At 66.7% G+C, this 17,721-nt stretch carries 22 protein-coding genes; 15 read left to right on the top strand and 7 right to left on the bottom strand.

Going from position 1 to position 17,721, the window contains the following annotated elements; all coding sequences use genetic code 11:
- The first annotated feature begins 35 nt into the window (after positions 1 to 35).
- The 6 genes from CDO46_RS11885 to hslU all read left to right on the top strand — a co-directional run bounded on the left by CDO46_RS11885 (position 36) and on the right by hslU (position 4,520).
- Complete coding sequence (locus CDO46_RS11885) at positions 36 to 1,166, top strand: GTP-binding protein (protein ID WP_087838670.1); 1,131 nt, start codon at positions 36 to 38, stop codon at positions 1,164 to 1,166.
- 167 nt (positions 1,167 to 1,333) lie between these two features.
- A complete protein-coding gene (dksA, locus tag CDO46_RS11880) occupies positions 1,334 to 1,822 on the top strand; it encodes an RNA polymerase-binding protein DksA (RefSeq protein ID WP_087838669.1) in 489 nt (162 codons plus the stop codon).
- Positions 1,823 to 1,926: 104 nt separating this feature from the next.
- A complete protein-coding gene (locus tag CDO46_RS11875; protein WP_087838667.1) occupies positions 1,927 to 2,157 on the top strand; it encodes a hypothetical protein in 231 nt (76 codons plus the stop codon).
- A 3-nt stretch (positions 2,158 to 2,160) separates the two neighbouring features.
- Positions 2,161 to 2,541 (top strand): type II toxin-antitoxin system death-on-curing family toxin, encoded by a 381-nt coding sequence (locus CDO46_RS11870; RefSeq protein ID WP_087838666.1) that lies wholly within the window; start codon positions 2,161 to 2,163, stop codon positions 2,539 to 2,541.
- Positions 2,542 to 2,661: 120 nt separating this feature from the next.
- On the top strand, positions 2,662 to 3,198 hold the full coding sequence (gene hslV / locus CDO46_RS11865) for an ATP-dependent protease subunit HslV (RefSeq protein ID WP_087782942.1): 537 nt from the start codon (positions 2,662 to 2,664) through the stop codon (positions 3,196 to 3,198).
- Positions 3,199 to 3,203: 5 nt separating this feature from the next.
- A complete protein-coding gene (gene hslU, locus CDO46_RS11860) occupies positions 3,204 to 4,520 on the top strand; it encodes an ATP-dependent protease ATPase subunit HslU (protein WP_087838752.1) in 1,317 nt (438 codons plus the stop codon).
- Positions 4,521 to 4,523: 3 nt separating this feature from the next.
- On the opposite strand, the gene CDO46_RS11855 is transcribed toward hslU, so the two are convergent.
- Positions 4,524 to 4,817: a copper-binding protein gene (locus tag CDO46_RS11855; protein WP_087838665.1), complete on the bottom strand. Its 294-nt coding sequence runs from the start codon at positions 4,815 to 4,817 to the stop codon at positions 4,524 to 4,526.
- Positions 4,818 to 4,915: 98 nt separating this feature from the next.
- Positions 4,916 to 5,347, bottom strand: a complete 432-nt coding sequence (gene cueR, locus CDO46_RS11850; protein ID WP_087838751.1) for a Cu(I)-responsive transcriptional regulator — start codon at positions 5,345 to 5,347, stop codon at positions 4,916 to 4,918.
- A 416-nt stretch (positions 5,348 to 5,763) separates the two neighbouring features.
- Here cueR and argB point away from each other — a divergent pair, with 416 nt between their 5' ends.
- The 3 genes from argB to slmA all read left to right on the top strand — a co-directional run bounded on the left by argB (position 5,764) and on the right by slmA (position 8,213).
- Positions 5,764 to 6,693 carry an acetylglutamate kinase gene (gene argB, locus CDO46_RS11845; RefSeq protein ID WP_087838664.1) on the top strand — a complete coding sequence of 310 codons (930 nt, stop codon included), beginning with the start codon at positions 5,764 to 5,766 and terminating at the stop codon, positions 6,691 to 6,693.
- Between the two features lie 149 nt (positions 6,694 to 6,842).
- Positions 6,843 to 7,565 carry a pyrimidine 5'-nucleotidase gene (locus CDO46_RS11840; RefSeq protein ID WP_254914585.1) on the top strand — a complete coding sequence of 241 codons (723 nt, stop codon included), beginning with the start codon at positions 6,843 to 6,845 and terminating at the stop codon, positions 7,563 to 7,565.
- Between the two features lie 69 nt (positions 7,566 to 7,634).
- Entirely contained in the window at positions 7,635 to 8,213 is a 579-nt protein-coding gene (gene slmA / locus CDO46_RS11835) for a nucleoid occlusion factor SlmA (protein WP_087838663.1), read from the top strand.
- Positions 8,214 to 8,234: 21 nt separating this feature from the next.
- On the opposite strand, the gene CDO46_RS11830 is transcribed toward slmA, so the two are convergent.
- From CDO46_RS11830 to gpmA, 5 genes are all read right to left on the bottom strand, one after another.
- Positions 8,235 to 8,630, bottom strand: coding sequence for a VOC family protein (locus tag CDO46_RS11830; RefSeq protein WP_087838662.1), 396 nt, complete (start codon positions 8,628 to 8,630; stop codon positions 8,235 to 8,237).
- Between the two features lie 31 nt (positions 8,631 to 8,661).
- Positions 8,662 to 9,432, bottom strand: a complete 771-nt coding sequence (locus CDO46_RS11825; RefSeq protein WP_087838661.1) for a molybdopterin-synthase adenylyltransferase MoeB — start codon at positions 9,430 to 9,432, stop codon at positions 8,662 to 8,664.
- Positions 9,429 to 10,943, bottom strand: a complete 1,515-nt coding sequence (locus tag CDO46_RS11820) for a S41 family peptidase (protein ID WP_087838660.1) — start codon at positions 10,941 to 10,943, stop codon at positions 9,429 to 9,431. The genes CDO46_RS11825 and CDO46_RS11820 overlap by 4 nt, the downstream gene beginning before the upstream one ends.
- 132 nt (positions 10,944 to 11,075) lie before the next feature.
- Positions 11,076 to 12,434: a murein hydrolase activator EnvC gene (locus CDO46_RS11815; protein WP_087838659.1), complete on the bottom strand. Its 1,359-nt coding sequence runs from the start codon at positions 12,432 to 12,434 to the stop codon at positions 11,076 to 11,078.
- Positions 12,431 to 13,183, bottom strand: a complete 753-nt coding sequence (gpmA, locus tag CDO46_RS11810) for a 2,3-diphosphoglycerate-dependent phosphoglycerate mutase (RefSeq protein WP_087838658.1) — start codon at positions 13,181 to 13,183, stop codon at positions 12,431 to 12,433. The genes CDO46_RS11815 and gpmA overlap by 4 nt, the downstream gene beginning before the upstream one ends.
- Before the next feature lie 294 nt (positions 13,184 to 13,477).
- On the opposite strand from gpmA, the gene CDO46_RS11805 reads away from it, so the two are divergent.
- The 6 genes from CDO46_RS11805 to CDO46_RS11780 all read left to right on the top strand — a co-directional run bounded on the left by CDO46_RS11805 (position 13,478) and on the right by CDO46_RS11780 (position 17,599).
- Positions 13,478 to 13,882 (top strand): rhodanese-like domain-containing protein, encoded by a 405-nt coding sequence (locus CDO46_RS11805; protein WP_279815810.1) that lies wholly within the window; start codon positions 13,478 to 13,480, stop codon positions 13,880 to 13,882.
- Positions 13,883 to 13,886: 4 nt separating this feature from the next.
- On the top strand, positions 13,887 to 14,162 hold the full coding sequence (gene grxC / locus CDO46_RS11800; protein ID WP_087838657.1) for a glutaredoxin 3: 276 nt from the start codon (positions 13,887 to 13,889) through the stop codon (positions 14,160 to 14,162).
- A gap of 116 nt (positions 14,163 to 14,278) precedes the next feature.
- Positions 14,279 to 14,785, top strand: coding sequence for a protein-export chaperone SecB (gene secB / locus CDO46_RS11795; RefSeq protein ID WP_087838656.1), 507 nt, complete (start codon positions 14,279 to 14,281; stop codon positions 14,783 to 14,785).
- 14 nt (positions 14,786 to 14,799) lie between these two features.
- Positions 14,800 to 15,957 carry an NAD(P)H-dependent glycerol-3-phosphate dehydrogenase gene (locus CDO46_RS11790; protein ID WP_087838655.1) on the top strand — a complete coding sequence of 386 codons (1,158 nt, stop codon included), beginning with the start codon at positions 14,800 to 14,802 and terminating at the stop codon, positions 15,955 to 15,957.
- A gap of 11 nt (positions 15,958 to 15,968) precedes the next feature.
- Positions 15,969 to 16,553: a TIGR00730 family Rossman fold protein gene (locus CDO46_RS11785; RefSeq protein WP_087838654.1), complete on the top strand. Its 585-nt coding sequence runs from the start codon at positions 15,969 to 15,971 to the stop codon at positions 16,551 to 16,553.
- 116 nt (positions 16,554 to 16,669) lie between these two features.
- Positions 16,670 to 17,599, top strand: coding sequence for a tripartite tricarboxylate transporter substrate binding protein (locus CDO46_RS11780; RefSeq protein ID WP_132979665.1), 930 nt, complete (start codon positions 16,670 to 16,672; stop codon positions 17,597 to 17,599).
- Positions 17,600 to 17,721 lie beyond the last annotated feature (122 nt).

The raw sequence follows: 17,721 nt of genomic DNA, 5'->3' as shown, positions 1-17,721 counted from the left end.
CGCGTCCCCGGACGCATGTGCAAGGAGCTGTATAGATGAAGGCTGTGGACAAAACACCGAAGCAGATTCCGGTAACTGTCCTGACGGGGTTCCTGGGCGCGGGCAAGACGACGCTGCTCAACCGGATTTTGAACGAGCATCATGGCCGCCGGATCGCCGTGATCGAGAACGAGTTCGGGCCGGAAGGCGTGGACAACGATCTCCTGATCCAGGACCGCGACGAACAGATCATCGAGATGAACAACGGCTGCGTGTGCTGCACGGTGCGCGGCGATCTGGTGCGCATCCTGATCGACCTCAAGGACAAGCGGCGCGCGGGCGCGCTGGACTTCGAGCGGGTCATCATCGAGACCACCGGCATGGCCAACCCCGGCCCGGTGTGCCAGACCTTCTTCATGGAAGACGAGGTGGCCAGCTACTTCAGGCTGGATGCCGTCATCACCGTGGTGGACGCCAAGCACGGCATGCAGACGCTGGACGAGCAGCCCGAGGCGCTCAACCAGGTTGGGTTCGCCGACCGCCTGCTGGTTTCCAAGGTGGACCTGGTCGAGGACGCCGACTACCAGGCCCTGCGTTCGCGCCTGGTCCACATCAACCCGCGCGCCACGATCACGCCGGTCAATTTCGGCGAAGTCGACCTGAAGGAAATCCTGGACATCAATGGCTTCAACCTGAACGCCATCCTGGACATCGATCCGGAGTTCCTGGCCGACGAGCATCCCGATGCCGCGACGCACGACCACGATCATGACCATGGACACGACCACGATCATGGCCACGGCCACGAGCACGGCGAGCACTGCGCGGTAGACGGCTGCGACGATCCCAGCCACCATCATGCGCACGGCCATCACCACCACCATCACGACGACGCCATCGGCGCCTTCGTCTTCAAGTCGGACAAGCCGTTCGATCCCATGCGCCTGGAGGAATTCCTGGGAGGCGTGGTGCAGGTGTACGGAACCGATTTATTGAGGTACAAGGGTATTCTGTACATGAGTGGCGTGAACCGCCGGATGCTGTTCCAGGGCGTGCACATGCTGATGGGCGCCGATGCCGGCCGGGCCTGGGCGCCGGGCGAGAAGCGCGGCAGCAAGCTGGTCTTCATTGGTCGCAACCTGCCTCGCGACGTCTTCATGCACGGCCTGGAGCAATGCCTGGTGTAGGTCGCCCCCCTACGCGCTGACGCGCGCCCCCAGGGGGCGGCGCTGGCGGACCGGCGGAGCCGGATCCGCGGCGCCCATGGTGGGATACCCGGCTCGCCGGGAGCGATTGGAATATGCGGTGCTGTGTGGGAATTGGAAAGCCTTATTGATTCGCGCGGAGCATTTTCATGGCAACGAAAGCGTCGAGCAAAACCTTAAAAGTCACTCAGGAGGACGCGTTGGAAAACGTGATGACCAAGCCGGCCGAGGCCGTGCTCTCTGAAAAAGAGTTGTTGGCCATGCCCGAGGCCGACTATATGAACGAAGCGCAGCTTGCCTTTTTCAAGAGCCGGCTCCAGGAAATCGAGCGCGAACTGCTGCAGAACGCCGGTGAAACCACCGAGCACCTGCGCGAGACGCCTTTCGTGCCGGATCCGGCCGATCGCGCCACGATCGAGGAAGAGCATGCGCTGGAACTGCGCACGCGCGACCGCGAGCGCAAGCTGCTGAAGAAGGTCCAGCAGGCGCTGGGCCGCATCGAGTCGGGCGAGTACGGCTGGTGCGAGGAAACCGGCGAGCCCATCGGCGTCGCCCGGTTGCTGGCGCGGCCCACGGCCACGCTGTCGCTGGAGGCGCAGCAACGCCGCGAATTGCGGCAGAAGCTGTACGGCGACTGACGCGATCGTCCGCGCGATCCGTATGAACGGCGCCTCTGGCGCCGTTTTTTTCGCGAAAACTTGCTTTATCATGAAGTATCAAGATGAATCATGATGGAACGGCCATGACCACAACCGTTCGGGAGAAATTCTCCTCTCAAGCCGCCCCTGAAGTGCTCGCCGCCTTGCGCCAGATCGCGGAAACCCAGGGACGCCAATTCCAGGCAGTGCTGGATGACGCATTGCGCGATTACATCGACAGGCAGCAAAAAGAACGTCCCCGCCGCCACGTCATGGCTGCGTTCGCGTCGAGTGTGGACGAATTCGACAGTCTGTATCGCGAACTGGCCAAGTAGACCGTGTCGCACGATTATCTGACCGTGGCGGACGTGCTGGGCATGCATGCGCTATTGATGCAGCGCTACGGTGGCGCGCCGGGCGTACGTGATCCGGGTGCAATCGAAGCGGCACTGTTTCGGCCGCAAACCGGCTATTACGAGGATATCGTGGCCGAAGCCGCGGCCCTGATGGAAAGCATGGCGATCAATCATCCGTTCGTGGACAGCAACAAGCGCATCGCTTTCGCCGCGGCCGACGTGTTCCTGCGCATCAATGGCTGGCGCCTGCAACGGCGACCGGCGCGTATCCACAAGGAGACGATGCAGATGTTCGAGGCAGGAACGTTCGATATTGCCCATCTCGATCCGTGGCTGCGCGGGTTTGCGGTTTCCGGGGAATAAGGCTCAGGGCGGGAGACCCACCTCTTGAATCGGGCCCCGTCGCCCCCACTATCCAGAAGTCGTTTTCGCTCGCCGGCCCGGCGCGCCAGCGCGGGGCCTCGGGCCCATCAGGAAGAGCAAATGGAACAATTCCACGGCACGACCATCATCAGCGTGCGCCGCGGCAACCGCGTTGCCCTGGGCGGCGACGGGCAGGTCACCCTGGGAAACATCGTCATGAAGGGCAGCGCCCGCAAGGTGCGGCGCCTGTACAAGGATTCGGTGCTGGCGGGTTTCGCCGGCGCCACGGCCGACGCCTTCACGCTGATCGAGCGTTTCGAAGGCAAGCTGGAAAAACACCAGGGCCACCTGCTGCGCGCGGCGGTAGACCTGACGCGTGACTGGCGCACCGACCGCGTGCTGCGCCGGCTCGAAGCCATGCTGATCGTGGCCGACCGGGAATCGACGCTGGTGCTGACCGGCAACGGCGACGTGCTGGAGCCCGAGCACGGCCTGGCGGCCATCGGTTCGGGCGGCGCCTATGCGCAATCGGCCGGCCTGGCACTGCTGCAGAATACCGACATGGCACCCGAGGACATCGTCAGGAAGTCGCTGGCGATCGCGGGCGATCTTTGCATTTACACCAACCAGCATCACACCGTCGAGGTACTGGAATGAACATGATGACCCCCGGTGAGATCGTCTCCGAACTGGATAAATACATCGTCGGCCAGGACCGCGCCAAGCGTTCCGTGGCCATTGCGCTGCGCAACCGCTGGCGTCGCCAGCAGGTGGCCGAGCCGCTGCGCCACGAGATCCATCCCAAGAACATCCTGATGATAGGCCCGACGGGCGTGGGCAAGACCGAGATCGCCCGCCGCCTGGCCAAGCTGGCCGATGCGCCCTTCGTGAAGGTCGAGGCCACCAAGTTCACCGAGGTGGGCTACGTGGGCCGCGACGTCGACACCATCATCCGCGACCTGGCCGAGGTGGCCGTCAAGCAGGTGCGCGAAGCGGAAATGCGCCGCGTGCGCACGCAGGCAGAGGACGCCGCCGAAGACCGCATCCTGGACGTGCTGGTGCCACCCGCGCGCGACGCGATGGGCAACCCGCAGCGCGACGACAATGCCGCGCGCCAGACCTTCCGCAAGCGTCTGCGCGAAGGCCAGCTCGACGACAAGGAGATCGAGATCGAAGTGGCCCAGCCGGTGCCGCAGATGGAGATCATGTCGCCGCCGGGCATGGAGGAAATGACCGAGCAGATCCGCGGCATGTTCGCCGGCCTGGCCCAGGGCAAGAAGAAGGCGCGCAAGCTGCGCATCAAGGAAGCCTTCAAGCTGCTGGTGGACGAGGAGGCCGGCCGCCGCGTGAACGAGGAAGAGCTGCGCACCAAGGCGTTGGCCAGCGTGGAACAGAACGGCATCGTGTTCCTGGACGAGGTCGACAAGATCGCCACCCGCCAGGAGACCAGCGGGTCGGACGTCTCGCGCCAGGGCGTGCAGCGCGACCTGCTGCCGCTGGTCGAGGGTACGACCGTCAACACCAAGTACGGCATGGTCCGCACGGACCACATCCTGTTCATTGCGTCGGGAGCCTTCCACCTGTCGCGGCCGTCCGACCTGATCCCCGAGCTGCAGGGGCGCTTCCCGATCCGGGTCGAGCTCGATTCGCTGTCGGCCAAGGATTTCGTGCGCATCCTGTCCGAGACCGATGCGTCGCTGGTCAAGCAGTACACCGCGCTGCTCGAAACCGAGGGCGTCAGGCTGGAATTCACCGACGATGGCATCGAACGCCTGGCCGAACTGGCCTTCGCGGTGAACGAGAAGACCGAGAACATCGGCGCGCGCCGGCTGTACACGGTGATGGAAAAACTGCTGGAGGAACTGTCGTTCGACGCGACCCGCAAGAGCGGGGAAGTGGTGCGCATCGATACCGACTACGTCAACCGGCAGCTGGAAGAAGCCGCGGCGCACCAGGACCTGGCGCGCTACGTGCTGTAAGCCTTATTTCGGCTGGATGGCCGTGATCGTGTATTGGCCGTTGATTTTTTCGGCGGCGAACCGCACGTTGTCGCCGGCCTTGATCTGGCTCAGCATCGAGGGGTCGGCCACCTTGAAGACCAGCGTCATGGCCGGCAACTGAAGGTTGGAGATCGGGCCGTGCTTGAGGGTGACCTTGCCGTTCGCCGCGTCGATGCGGCGCACCTCGCCTTCGGCATTGAGCGCCTGCGCAAGCGCGGCGCCCGCGGTCAGCGCGAGCGCGGCGACCGTGGCGATCAGGGCGAGTAGACGTTTCACTGCATTCTCCTTCTTGCGATAGACGCGGCGGGCAAGCCGCCGATACCCGAAATGCTAACAGGGTCGACCGGCGGGCTACCCGGGCATGGGGATTGGTTTCATCCGTTGCAGGTATGCTCGGCCAGGCCGCGCGTGCCCATGCCCGGGGTCGCCAGCCCGCTCAGGATGGGGCAGTCCGGACGGTGGTCCCCATGGCAGTGGGAAGCAAGCTGCTCCAGCGTGGCCTTCATGGCCTGTAGACCCCGGATCTTCTCGTCCAGTTCATCGATGTGGGCGCAGGCCAGGCGCTTGACCTCGGCGCTGGGTCGGCCGCGGTCATTCCAGAGTTCCAGCAGCGTTCCGATCTGCGGGATCGAAAAGCCCAGGTCGCGCGCATTGCGAATGAACTGCAGCGTATGGACATCGCTTTCGCCGTAGAGCCGGTAGCCGGATTCGGTGCGGTGGGCGGGCGGTATCAATCCTATGGATTCGTAATGCCGGATCATCTTGGCCGAGACGCCCGATGCCTCCGAAGCCTGTCCGATGTTCAACGCCTGCATGGTGATCTCCTGACCTGGAATGGGACGATTCTAGACCTTCCCATCATGTCAAGGTAAATACGGCCAATCCGCGGTATTTCAAGCTTCGCGCCTTTTGTGGACAACCCTGGGGGCAAGGCTGTGGAAGACCGTTGGAAACCTATGTGGACAACATGTGGGCAACCTTGTGGAAAGGCTGTGGGCAAGCTGTGGGTTTCCTGGGGAAATGCAGTGGAAAACCGGGGGCGTTCATGTGGAGAAGCTGTGTGGAACCCTGTGGGGAAGCCGTGGACAGCCCTGCGGACAAGCCTGGGGAAAAGGCCGGGACAAGCGGGGGATAACGGCGGGATATCCTGTGGACGGAATCCGGCTGGCGCAGTGGCTACAATTGAGCCTGTTTGTCCATTCCTTCCCTCAGGCGCGCCGCCATGACCGACACCCATCAAGCAGATTCCTCGTCTCCCGAACACGGACCGCTGGCTACGCTCACGCCCCGGATCAAGGCCGGCGTGCTGGCCGAAGCCCTGCCGTACATCCGCCGTTTCCACGGCAAGACCATCGTGGTCAAGTACGGCGGCAACGCCATGACGGAAGAACGCCTGCAACGCAGCTTCGCGCATGACGTGGTGCTGCTCAAGCTGGTGGGCCTGAACCCCATCGTCGTGCATGGCGGGGGCCCGCAGATCGACGACGCGCTCAAGCGCGTCGGCAAGCAGGGCAGCTTCGTGCAAGGCATGCGCGTGACCGACGCCGAGACCATGGAAGTGGTGGAGTGGGTGCTGGGCGGCCAGGTCCAGCAGGACATCGTGATGATGATCAACGAGTTCGGCGGCAAGGCCGTGGGCCTGACCGGCAAGGACGGCGGCCTGATCCGCGCCCGCAAGATGCTGATGCCGGACAAGAACAACCCCGGCGCGCAACTGGACCTGGGCTTCGTGGGCGAGATCGCGTCCGTCGACCCGTCGGTGGTGAAGGCGCTGCAGGACGACCAGTTCATCCCTGTCATCTCGCCCATCGGCTTCGGCGAGGACGGCATGGCCTACAACATCAACGCCGACCTGGTGGCGGGCAAGATCGCCGAGGTGCTGCACGCCGAGAAGCTGATCATGATGACCAACACTCCGGGCGTGCTGGACAAGAACGGCAACCTCTTGACCGGCCTGACCGCCAGCAAGATAGACGAGCTGTTCGCCGACGGCACCATCTCGGGCGGCATGCTGCCCAAGATCTCGTCGGCCCTGGAAGCCGCCAAGAGCGGCGTGAATTCCGTGCACATCGTCGACGGCCGCGTCGAACACTGTCTGCTGCTGGAAATCCTGACCGCGCAAGGCGTGGGAACCATGATCAAAAGCCACTGATGGGGGCCATGTTCGCCGGTCCGCCCGCATCGCCCCCTGGGGGGCGCGCGCAGCGCGTAGGGGGGGACCTCTACGTAAGTGAAGTTGCCGCGGCGGTTACTGGGGTACCTTCGGTGGCGTCGGCGCCGCGGCGGCAGGTGCGGCGGCCGTTGAGCCGCGTGCGGGTGACGCGGCGGCCGGCGGGCGCGGGGAAGGGGGAGCCGGTCTGGTTCTTCGACCTGGACAACACGCTGCACGATGCCTCGCACGCCATCTTCTCGCACATCGACCTGTCCATGACCCAGGCGGTCATGGAGACACTGAACGTGTCCGAGGAAGAGGCCCACGTGCTGCGCAAGCGCTACTGGCAGCGCTACGGCGCGACGCTGATCGGCATGGTCCGGCACCACGGCGTGTCGCCGGCGGAGTTCCTGCACCGCAGCCACAGCTTCGACATCCGCCCGCTGGTGCGCGCGGACAAGGATTTGCGTAACCGGTTGTCACGGCTGCCCGGACGCAAGATCCTGTTGACGAACGCGCCACACAATTACGCCCGCACCATCCTGCGCCATCTCGGCATCCTGCACTGCTTCGACAGCCTGTGGGCGGTCGAGGACATGCGCTTCCATGGTGAATTCCGGGTCAAGCCTTCGCCGGCTTTGATGCGCCACGTCATGGCCATGGAGGGAGTAAGCGCTAACAATTCAGTGCTGGTCGAAGACACGTCCGCCAACCTGCGCGGCGCTCGCAAGGCCGGCATGCGCACCGTCTACGTCCGCCATCCGGGCACGCCGTTCGCCAAGACGCATCGAGGACGCCCGCTTTTCATCGACCTTCAAGTAAACTCCGTCAGTCACTTGTTGTTACAGCGTCGCGCCCTGCGCCGTAGTTAGCCGTTTCCGTCTGGGGCGGCCCTGCGAAGCGGGCGATTTTTCCTCCTTTGCACGGAAACCCACCGCGACATGGCCTCTAGCAAGACGAGCGAGCGCAAGACCCAGATCCTCCAGATGCTGGCCGAAATGCTCGAGCATCCCAAGGGCGAACGCATCACCACCGCGGCGCTGGCCGCGCGTCTCCAGGTTTCCGAAGCCGCGCTGTACCGGCATTTCGCCAGCAAGGCGCAGATGTTCGAGGGCTTGATCGAGTTCATCGAAAGCTCGGTGTTCGGCCTGTTCAACGTGATTTCCGAATCCGAGACCAGCGGCCTCGCGCAGGCGCGCAAGGCCATCCTGATGCTGCTGACCTTCGCCGAGCGCAACAAGGGCATGACGCGGGTGCTGATCGGCGATGCGCTGGTGTCCGAGGACGAACGCCTGCAGGAACGCATGAACCAGTTCCTGGACCGCATCGAGGCCTCGCTGCGGCAGTGCCTGCGCAACGCGCTGGCCTTGAACGAGCTGCCTCCCACCGACGACATCCATGCCCGCGCCAGCCTGATCCTGCATTTCATCCTGGGACGCTGGCAGCGCTACGCCAAGAGCGGCTGGAAGAAGTCGCCGTCGGAATTCCTGGACGTGCAGATCCAGATCATGCTGGCCTGACCGCCGCCGTCCGGTGGCCAGTCAGTCGCGGCCGGTGCCTTCCCAGCCGCTTTTCGAGATGTCGAACACCACGCCGAAGGGGTCCTTGAACTTCTTCTCGAAGTTCTTCTTTTCCGGATCGTTGCCCAGCGAGAAGAAGAACTTGCCGCCGGCCGCCTCGATCCGGCGCTCGGCCTCGGCCAGGTCGTCGACCTGGAAGCCGAAGTGGTGCACGCCCGCAAAACCGCTGGACGGCGCCAGCGGATGGCCTTCTTTGTACTGCAGCAGGGCCAGGTTGGTGCTGCCGTCCGACAGGTAGATGCCCGAGCCCATTTCCAGGTCGTCGCGCCCGACGCGCTTCATGTCGAACGCGGTTTCGTAGAAGGTGGCGGCTGCCTCGAGATCGGGGACGACCAGCGCGATGTGCTTGATCTTCATGGGGACCTCCCAGGGCGGGCGCCGATACCGTTCAGGAGGCGGGTGGATGCGCGGGACGCCCGCCGCACACCGGGCAGCCCGCGTCCCGGCCCACCCGCACTTCGTGCCATTTCATCGCCAGCGCGTCCAGCATCAGCAGGCGCCCCGACAGGCTGGTGCCGATGCCCGCCAGCAGCTTGATCGCCTCGGCCGCCTCGGTCGAACCGACGATGCCCACCAGCGGCGCGAATACGCCCATGGTGGCGCAATTGACTTCGTCGACGTCCTCGCCGTCGGGGAACAGGCAGTGATAGCACGGCGCATCGCCGCGCCGCAGGTCGAACACGCCGACCTGGCCGTCGAACCGGATGGCCGCGCCCGAGACCAGCGGCTTGCGGTGCCGGACACAGGCGCGGTTGATGGCGTGGCGGGTGGCGAAGTTGTCGGTGCAGTCCAGCACGATGTCGGCGGCGGCCACCTGGGCGTCCAGCGCCTCGTCCATCAGCCGCTGGGTCAGGGCCTGGACGGCGACCTCGGGGTTGATAGCGGCCAGGGTCTGCTTGCCGGATTCGGCCTTGTAGCGGCCCACGCGGTCGGTGGTGTGCAGGATCTGGCGTTGCAGGTTGGTCAGGTCGACGGTGTCGTCGTCGGCCAGTACCAGGTTGCCCACGCCTGCCGAAGCCAGGTAGAAGGCGGCGGGCGAGCCGAGTCCGCCCGCCCCGACGATCAGGGCACGCGCCTCCAGGAGGCGCTGCTGCCCTTCGATGCCGATTTCGTCCAGCAGCACATGCCGCGAATAGCGCAGTAGCTGCTCGTCGTTCACTTGGCCGGCGCGGGAACGGGTTGCTCGGGCGGCGCGGGGACGGGCGCGGCGGGCTTCTCGTCCTTCGTGGCGTCCTTGGCCTTTTCGGCGGGAGTCTTGTTCCGCTCGGCCAGTTCGGCGGCGGCCTTGGCCACGTCTTCGGCCTTGGCCAGCTGCACCGGCTTGCCGGCCAGCAGGTTCAGCGCCTGCGCGAGCTGGAAGTCGTCGGCGCTGCCGAACTCGATCGGCTTGATGGTCTTGCGCTCGGCGGCCTTGGCCGGATCCTGGGCGGCCGACTTGATCTCGCCGTTTGGATCCTTGTCGTTCAGCAGGTGCTTGGCCAGGTCGGCTTCGCGCGGCCGCTCGTACAGGTCGCCCTCGGGCGTGTCGGTGACCGGGTAGTCGGGCACGATGCCCTTGGCCTGGATGGACCGTCCGTTGGGCGTGTAGTAGCGCGAGGTGGTCAGCTTGATGGCCGAGTCGCGCGAGATCGGCAGGATGACCTGTACCGAGCCCTTGCCGAAGGTCTGGGCACCCAGCACCCGGGCGCGCTTCTGGTCCTGCAGCGCGCCGGCCACGATTTCCGAGGCCGAGGCCGAGCCGGCGTTCACCAGCACCACCATGGGCACGGTCTTGGTCCAGGCCGGCAGGCGCTTGATGTAGTCGTCGCTGCTGCGCAGGTAGTCGGCCGGATTGGTCTGGTACTTGCGCTTGGCGTCGGCGGTGCGGCCGTCGGTGGAGACCACCAGCGTGTTCTGCGGCAGGAAGGCGGCCGAGACCGCGATCGCGCTGTGCAGCAGGCCGCCCGGGTCGTTGCGCAGGTCCAGCACCAGCGCCTTGGGCGCGCCGCTCTTGCCCAGGCGTTCGAGGTGCGTGGCCAGGTCGGCGCCGGTCTGCTCCTGGAACTGGGCGATCCGCACGTAGGCGGTATTGCCGTCCAGCATCTTGCTGCGCACGCTCTGGACCTTGATGATGTCGCGTTCGATCTTGACGACGATGGGCTGGACCTCGTTCTTGCGCACCAGCGTCAGCGTGATCGAGGTCTTGGGCTTGCCGCGCATCAGCTTGACCGCATCGTTCAGCAGCAGCCCCTTGGTGGACTTGTCGTCGATCTTGACGATGAGGTCGCCGGCCTTGACGCCCGCGCGCGCGGCGGGGGTGTCCTCGATGGGGGAGATGACCTTGACGAAGCCGTCCTCGGTGCCGACTTCGATGCCCAGGCCGCCGAATTCGCCTTGCGTGGCGGTCTGCATTTCGCGGTAGGCGTCGGCGTCCAGGTAGGCCGAATGCGGGTCGAGATCGGACAGCATGCCGGCGATGGCGCCGTCGATCAGCTTCTTGTCTTCGACCGGCTCGACGTAGTTGTTCTTGATGGTGGCGAAGACATTCGAGAACTGCCGGAGTTCTTCCAGCGGCAAGGGGCCACGGGTTTCCCGCTGCGCCACGGCGGTGATGCCCAGGCTGACCAGGACACCGGCGACCACGCCCAGGCTGACCAGGCCGATACTGCGAACTTTACTCTTGCTGCCCATGTATTCCTCCGGGCCCCGGTTCGGGACGTCAAGCTTTGACATCCCAGGGCCTCGCGGGTTCTCGTCGATAGGTTGAATGTGCTGGGGAAGGCGCGCAAGCGCGCGTGCGATCAGGATATCCGGGTAGGGGGGTCAGCGCAACGAGGCCCACCGCAGCGGGTCGAACGGCGCGCCTTGATGCCGCAGTTCAAAGTATAGGCCCGATTCCGCCTGCCCTCCGGTGGCGCCCACGCTGGCCACGACGTCGCCGCCCTTGACGTCGTCGCCGACGTGGCGAAGCACCGACTGGTTGTTGCCGTAAATCGACAGGTACTGGCTGCCGTGGTCGATGATCAGGAGATTGCCGAAGCCTCGCAGCCAGTCCGCGAAGACCACCTTGCCGGCGGCGACCGCCCGTACCTCGGTGCCTTCGCTGGCGCGGATGAAGACGCCCTTCCAGGTGCCGCCTTCGCCGCGGGCGGCGCCGAAGCGGCCCACGATGTCGCCCCGCACGGGCAGGCGCAGGCGGCCGCGCAGCTTCTCGAACTGGCCCGCCAGCGAGGCGTCGGGCAGGGTGTCGTTGCGCGCCACCGCGCGCTCGGGCGGGGGCTCGGGGGGCGGTGGCGGGGGAGGCTTGCCGGCCTCGCGCGCGGCCTGTTCGGCGGCGCGCTGCGCGGCGGCCCGCCTGGCCGCTTCCTCCGCCCGGCGGGCGAGTTCCGCCTTGCGCGCCTGCTCGGCCTTGCGGCGGGCTTCCTCGGCGCGCCTGGCCAGCATGCGGGTCAGGTCCTCGATCACGCGCGACAGGCGCTGCTCGTCGCGCGCCAGGCTGGCGGCCTGGCGGCGCTGGCTGTTCAGCTTGGACGAGATGTCGGCCAGGACCTTGCGGCGCTGCTCGGACTGCTTGAGCAGTTCCTGGCGCTGGTTGTTCTCCTCGGACGCCAGTTGTTCCAGCTCGCTGCGCTTGGTGTCGGCCTGGGCCCGCAACTGCGCCAGTTCCTCCAGCTCGCCCTGCAGCTCGGTCACGGTGTTGGCGCGGGCCTGGGCGATGTAGCCCAGGTAGGCGAGATTGCGGTTCAGCCGCTGCGGATCGTCGCCCGACAGCAGCGCGCCCCAGGGCGTGAGGCCACCCACCGCGTACTGGCGGCGCAGCAGGTCGGCCAGGTGGGCCTGGCGCTGGGCCAGGTTCTTTTCCTTTTCGGCAATGGCCTGCTTCTGGCGCTCCAGCTCGGCATTGGCCCGGCGCTGGGCGTTGCCCAGCTCGACCAGCCGGCGGTTGACCTTGGAGATGGTCTGCTCCGACTCCTTCAGGGCGTCGGCCGCGTCGGCGTGTTCTTCCTCGCCCTCGGCGATGTCCTTCTTGAGCGCTTCCAGTCGCTTGCGCAGGGCTTCGCGCTCGCGCGCCACGGCCGCCGGGTCGGAGGGCGCCTTGCCCGCGTCGGCGGCGGCCGCGGCAAGCGGCCAGCCCGCCGCCGCGGGCAAGGCGATCAGAAGTATCGCCGCGAGCCGCTTCACTTGGCCTTGGCCTTTCCTTGCGCGGCCACGGCGGCCATGGCGGCGGCGATTTCGTCCGCGTTGCCCAGGTAGTAGTGGCGGATCGGCTTGAGGTCGTCGTCCAGCTCGTACACCAGCGGCTGGGCCGTGGGGATGTTCAGGCCGACGATGTCGTCGTCCGAGATGCCGTCCAGGTGCTTGATGAGCGCGCGCAGGCTGTTGCCGTGGGCGGCGATCAGCACCCGCTTGCCGGCCTTCAGCGACGGGGCGATGGTCTCGTTCCAGTAGGGAACGACCCGGGCCACGGTGTCCTTCAGGCATTCGGTGGCGGGCAGTTCGTCGGCCGGCAGGCCGGCGTAGCGCGGATCGAAGCGCGGGTGGCGCTTGTCGTCCGCGGACAGGGGGTTCGGGGCGATGGCGTAGGCGCGGCGCCAGACCAGCACCTGTTCCTCGCCGTACTGGGCGGCGGTCTCCGCCTTGTTCAGGCCTTGCAGGGCGCCGTAGTGGCGCTCGTTCAGGCGCCAGCTGTGCTCGATCGGCAGGTACATGTGGTCCATGGCGTCCAGGGCGATCCACAGGGTGCGGATCGCGCGGCGCAGGACCGAGGTGTAGGCGAGGTCGAAGTCGTACCCTTCCTGCTTGAGCAGTTCGCCCGCCTTGCGGGCTTCTTCGCGGCCCTTGTCCGTCAGGTCGACGTCGGTCCAGCCGGTGAAGCGGTTTTCAAGGTTCCATTGGCTTTCGCCATGACGCATCAGTACGAGTTTGACCATGTCCCGGGAGCGCAGGGGCGCTGCGCGTAAAGGTTGAATACAATTCGGCTGCCCGCCCGAAAACGGCGGGGACTGACGGCAGCAGCCCGTTGAAAAAGCGGCTGCCTATCCCGACATTTTATAATCCTGCGGCATTGTCTTTGCCGCGGGGCCGGAATCGGGCCGCCGCAACGGCAAAAATCCGGCGGATCTTGTGGTTTTCCCGCCGTTTTGCGAATTCGTAAGCGCGCGTAACGCCAGGCTGTCCGGCCGGCGGGGCGTGTGTTCCTCCCACCAGGTTTCCAGGGTCCGCTCGTGAAATTCATCCTCGACAACATTCTCCTGATCGCATTGGCCCTCGTGTCGGGCGGCATGCTGCTGTGGCAATCGCTGCGGGGCGGCCAGGCCGGGGGGGCCATGAGCGCGGCCGAAGCCACGGCCGCGGTCAACCAGCGCCAGGCGGTGTTCGTCGACGTGCGCCCGGCGGCCGATTTCGCGGCCGGGCACATCGCCCAGTCGCGCAGCGTGCCGCTGGCCGACCTGGCACAGAAGGCGGCCGGCCTGCCCAAGAACAAGCCGCTCATCCTGGTGGGCGGCAACGGCCGCGACGCGGCCAAGGCGGTGGCCCAGTTCAAGGCCCAGGGTTTTGCCGAGGTCAGCAGCCTGTCGGGAGGACTGTCCGGCTGGGTGCAGGCGGGCATGCCCATTGCGAAGGGATAGCGCCATGCAGAAAGTCCTGATGTATTCGACGGGGTATTGCCCCTTTTGCATGCGCGCCGAGATGCTGCTCAAGCAGCGCGGCGTGCAGGAGATCGAGAAGGTGCGCATCGATGCCGAGCCCGAGCGCCGGGCCGAGATGATCGAGCGCACCGGCCGGCGCACCGTGCCGCAGATCTACATCGGCGATACGCACGTGGGCGGTTTCGACGAACTCGCCGCGCTCGACCGCGCGGGCGGGCTGCAACCCCTGCTTGCCGGCCAGGCGACGCAGGACCAGTGATTTCGTTGTAGCCGGGGCGCGTCCCCGGCGTGTTCTTTTGGTGCATACGTTTCGGCTCCGCGCGTACCGGGGGCCGGGTTCAGCCAGCAGGCTTTCCGTTTCCAGACTTTCTCCCCATGTCCGACAATCAAGAGCAGCAAGCCCCCGTGTTCAACATCCAGCGCGTCTACCTGAAAGACCTGTCGCTGGAGTTGCCCAACGCGCCCCAGATCTTCCTGGAAACCGAGCAGCCCGGAGTCGAGGTCGCCATCGACGTCGGCGCCCAGGCGCTGGCCGAGACCGTCTTCGAAGTGACCGTGACCGCCACCGTGACCACCAAGGTCGGCGACAAGGTCCTGTACCTGGTCGAAGGCAAGCAGGCCGGCATCTTCGAACTGGCCAACATTCCGCTGGAGCAGCTCGACCCCATCCTGGGCATCGCCTGCCCCGGCATCATCTACCCCTACCTGCGCAGCAACATCGCCGACGCCATCACCCGCGCGTCGATGGCGCCGCTGCACCTGGCCGAGGTGAACTTCCAGGCCATCTACGAGCAGCGCGTGGCCCAGGCCGCCGCCGAGCAGCAAGTCGCCCAGGCCGGCAACGATGCCGGCCTGATCCTGCCGCCGGGCACCAAGCACTGAGCGGCCGCGGCATCATGGCGGACATGGCGCCGGGCCTGCGCGTCGCCGTCCTGGGGGCGGGCAGCTGGGGCACGGCGCTTGCCGCCGCCTGCGCCCGCGGCCATGCCACCATGCTGTGGGCGCGCCGTCCCGAACTGGCGCGCCGCATCGCCGATACCCACGAGAACGCCGATTACCTGCCCGGGGTCGCGCTGCCGCCGGATCTGCGCTGCACGAGCGAACTGGACGACCTGTTCGGCCACCTGCGCGGTGCCCCGCGCCCGCTGCTGATCCTGGGCGTGCCGGTGGCCGGCATGGAGCAGGCCTGCCGCGACGTGGCGGCAGGCGTGGCCCGCCACGGCATCAGCGACCTCGCCGTGGCCTGGACCTGCAAGGGCCTGGACGCGGGCACCGGCCGGCTGCCGCACGCCATCGCTGAGGCGGCGTTCGCCGGCGCGGCCGGTATTTCCACCGGCGTGCTGTCCGGCCCGTCCTTCGCCCGCGAGGTGGCCCGCGGGCTGCCGGTGGCGCTGACCATCGCCAGCGCCAGCGCGGAACTGCGCGACCGCGTGACCGATGCGCTGCACGGCGGCGCGATCCGCGTCTACGGCAGCGAGGACATCGTCGGCGTCGAGGTCGGGGGCGCCGTCAAGAACATCATGGCCATCGCCTGCGGCATCGGCGACGGCCTGGGCATGGGCGCCAACGCCCGTGCCGCCCTCATCACCCGAGGCCTGGCCGAGATGACGCGCCTGGGCGTGGCCCTGGGCGCGCAGGCCGACACCTTCTCCGGCCTGACCGGACTGGGCGACCTGATCCTGACCGCCACCGGGGACCTGTCCCGCAACCGCCACGTTGGCCTGGAAATCGGCCGCGGCCGGTCGCTGGACGAGATCCTGGGCGACATGACCCAGGTGGCCGAGGGCGTGCGCTGCGCGCCGGCCGTGCGCGACCTGGCTCGCCGCTGCGGGATCGAGATGCCGATTACCGAGGCCGTCTGCTCGGTGCTGTTCGACCGCGTGCCGCCGGCGCAGGCGGTGTCTCGCCTGCTGGCTCGTGATCCGAAGGTGGAAGCCCCCCCTACGCGCTTGCGCGCGCTCCCCCAGGGGGGCGATGCTGGCGGACCGGCGGAGCCGGATCCGCGGCATCCTGGGTCGGAGGTGCCTGGGGCCGGGGGCGGTAGGGGTTCTTAAGGGAATTTCAGATGGATGCGGTTTGTGTGTATTGCGGGGCCAGTGCCGGGAACGATGCCTTCTTCGCCGAGGTGGCGCGCGACTTCGGGCGCGCGGTGGCGGCGCGGGAGATGCGGCTGGTGTACGGCGGCGGCAGTGTCGGGTTGATGGGGCACGTGGCCAATGCCGCGCTCGAGGCGGGCGGGCAGGTGACCGGGGTCATCCCCGAGCGGCTGTGGGAAAAGGAAGTCGGGCACAAGGGCCTGACCGACATGTACGTCGTGCCCACCATGCACGCCCGCAAGGCCCGCATGGTCGAGCTCTCGGATGCCTTCGTCGCGCTGCCCGGCGGTTTTGGCACGCTGGACGAACTTTTCGAGGTGCTGACCTGGCAACAGATCGGCTACCACTCCAAGCCGGTGGGGTTGCTCAACGCCAACGGCTATTACGATGCCTTGCTTGCCTTCGCGCGCCATGCCCATGAACAGGGGTTCGTGCGCGCCGTGCATCTCGAGGCGCTGATCGTCGACACCGATATCGACCGCCTGCTGGACCGCCTGGCCAGCGCGCAGCCGGTACATGTGGACCGATGGGTCAAGAACAGCGACGCGGTGTGAAGCAGTCCCGCCCGCCAGTCCAACATCCAATAACGGAGATATCCATGCATTCTTCCGCCTCCTCCGCGCCGGCCCTGCGCCGCCGCCTGCTCGGCGCGGCCGTGGCCGCCGGCCTCATGGCCGCCACCCCCGCCTTCGCCCAGCACGACTGGCCCAGCCGGCCCATCAAGCTGGTCGTGCCGTTCCCCGCCGGCTCGTCGCCCGACATCATCGCGCGCGTGATCTCGCAGCCGCTGGCCAAGCAGCTCGGGCAGGCGATCGTGATCGACAACAAGCCCGGCGCCGGCGGCAACATCGGTACCGGCACGGTGGCCCATGCCGCGCCGGACGGCTACACCATGCTGTTCACCATCAACGGACCGCTGGCCACCGCCCCCGCGCTCTACACCAAACTCAACTACGACCCGCTGAAGGACCTCGCGCCCGTCACGCTGGTCGCCACCAGCCCCAACGTGCTGGTCGTGCCGCCTTCGCTGAACGTCGACTCGGTCGGCGCCTTCACCTCGCTGGTGAAGAAGGAGCCCGGCAAGCTTAACTACGGCACCGTCGGCGCGGGCAGCTCCGCCCACCTGGCGATGGAATTGCTCAAGGGCAAGGAAAACCTGGACATCCTGCACGTGCCGTACGCCGGCTTCCCGCAGGTCGTGACCGCCATGCTGGGTGGCCAGGTGCAGGCCGGCTTCATGGTGCCCGCCATCGCCATGCCGCAGGTGCGCGACGGCAAGCTCAAGGCCCTGGCCGTGACCAGCACCAAGCGCAGCCCGGCGCTGCCCGACCTGCCGACCATGGGGGAGCAGGGCGTGCCCGATTTCGAGGTCATCTCCTGGCAGGCCATCCTGATGCCCGCGGGTACGCCGCAGCCCATCATCGACCGGCTGAACAAGGAGCTGGTGCAGATCATCAAGAGCGAGGAAGTGCAGAAGCAGCTGACCGCCCAGTACTTCACCGCCGCGCCGTCCACCCCGGCCGAACTGACCGCGCTGATCAAGAAGGAACAGCAGACGCTGGGCGCGGTGATCAAGCGCTTGAACCTGACGCTCGATTGAACGGGGCCCGTCCTCTTCAAGCCAAGGCGCTCTCCGGAGCGCCTTTTTTCCAAGATGAGAACGTCCCCTGGGGGACAGCGCCGCCGCACAGCGGCAAGCGCGGGGGCTATTTTCCATCTGGC

It is taken from the genome of Pigmentiphaga sp. NML030171 (assembly GCF_002188635.1).
Classification (GTDB): Bacteria; Pseudomonadota; Gammaproteobacteria; order Burkholderiales; family Burkholderiaceae_B; genus Pigmentiphaga; species Pigmentiphaga daeguensis.
The sequence above is the reverse complement of the archived record's forward strand: the minus strand, read 5'-3'. Positions and strand labels throughout refer to the sequence as shown.

Coding starts and splice junctions, on each gene's coding strand:
- CDO46_RS11885 (WP_087838670.1), top strand. CDS start 36: ATGAAGGCTGTGGACAAAACACCGAAGCAGATTCCGGTAACTGTCCTG.
- dksA (WP_087838669.1), top strand. CDS start 1,334: ATGGCAACGAAAGCGTCGAGCAAAACCTTAAAAGTCACTCAGGAGGAC.
- CDO46_RS11875 (WP_087838667.1), top strand. CDS start 1,927: ATGACCACAACCGTTCGGGAGAAATTCTCCTCTCAAGCCGCCCCTGAA.
- hslV (WP_087782942.1), top strand. CDS start 2,662: ATGGAACAATTCCACGGCACGACCATCATCAGCGTGCGCCGCGGCAAC.
- hslU (WP_087838752.1), top strand. CDS start 3,204: ATGACCCCCGGTGAGATCGTCTCCGAACTGGATAAATACATCGTCGGC.
- argB (WP_087838664.1), top strand. CDS start 5,764: ATGACCGACACCCATCAAGCAGATTCCTCGTCTCCCGAACACGGACCG.
- slmA (WP_087838663.1), top strand. CDS start 7,635: ATGGCCTCTAGCAAGACGAGCGAGCGCAAGACCCAGATCCTCCAGATG.
- CDO46_RS11830 (WP_087838662.1), bottom strand. CDS start 8,630: ATGAAGATCAAGCACATCGCGCTGGTCGTCCCCGATCTCGAGGCAGCC.
- CDO46_RS11820 (WP_087838660.1), bottom strand. CDS start 10,943: ATGGGCAGCAAGAGTAAAGTTCGCAGTATCGGCCTGGTCAGCCTGGGC.
- gpmA (WP_087838658.1), bottom strand. CDS start 13,183: ATGGTCAAACTCGTACTGATGCGTCATGGCGAAAGCCAATGGAACCTT.
- grxC (WP_087838657.1), top strand. CDS start 13,887: ATGCAGAAAGTCCTGATGTATTCGACGGGGTATTGCCCCTTTTGCATG.
- secB (WP_087838656.1), top strand. CDS start 14,279: ATGTCCGACAATCAAGAGCAGCAAGCCCCCGTGTTCAACATCCAGCGC.
- CDO46_RS11790 (WP_087838655.1), top strand. CDS start 14,800: ATGGCGGACATGGCGCCGGGCCTGCGCGTCGCCGTCCTGGGGGCGGGC.
- CDO46_RS11785 (WP_087838654.1), top strand. CDS start 15,969: ATGGATGCGGTTTGTGTGTATTGCGGGGCCAGTGCCGGGAACGATGCC.
- CDO46_RS11780 (WP_132979665.1), top strand. CDS start 16,670: ATGGCCGCCACCCCCGCCTTCGCCCAGCACGACTGGCCCAGCCGGCCC.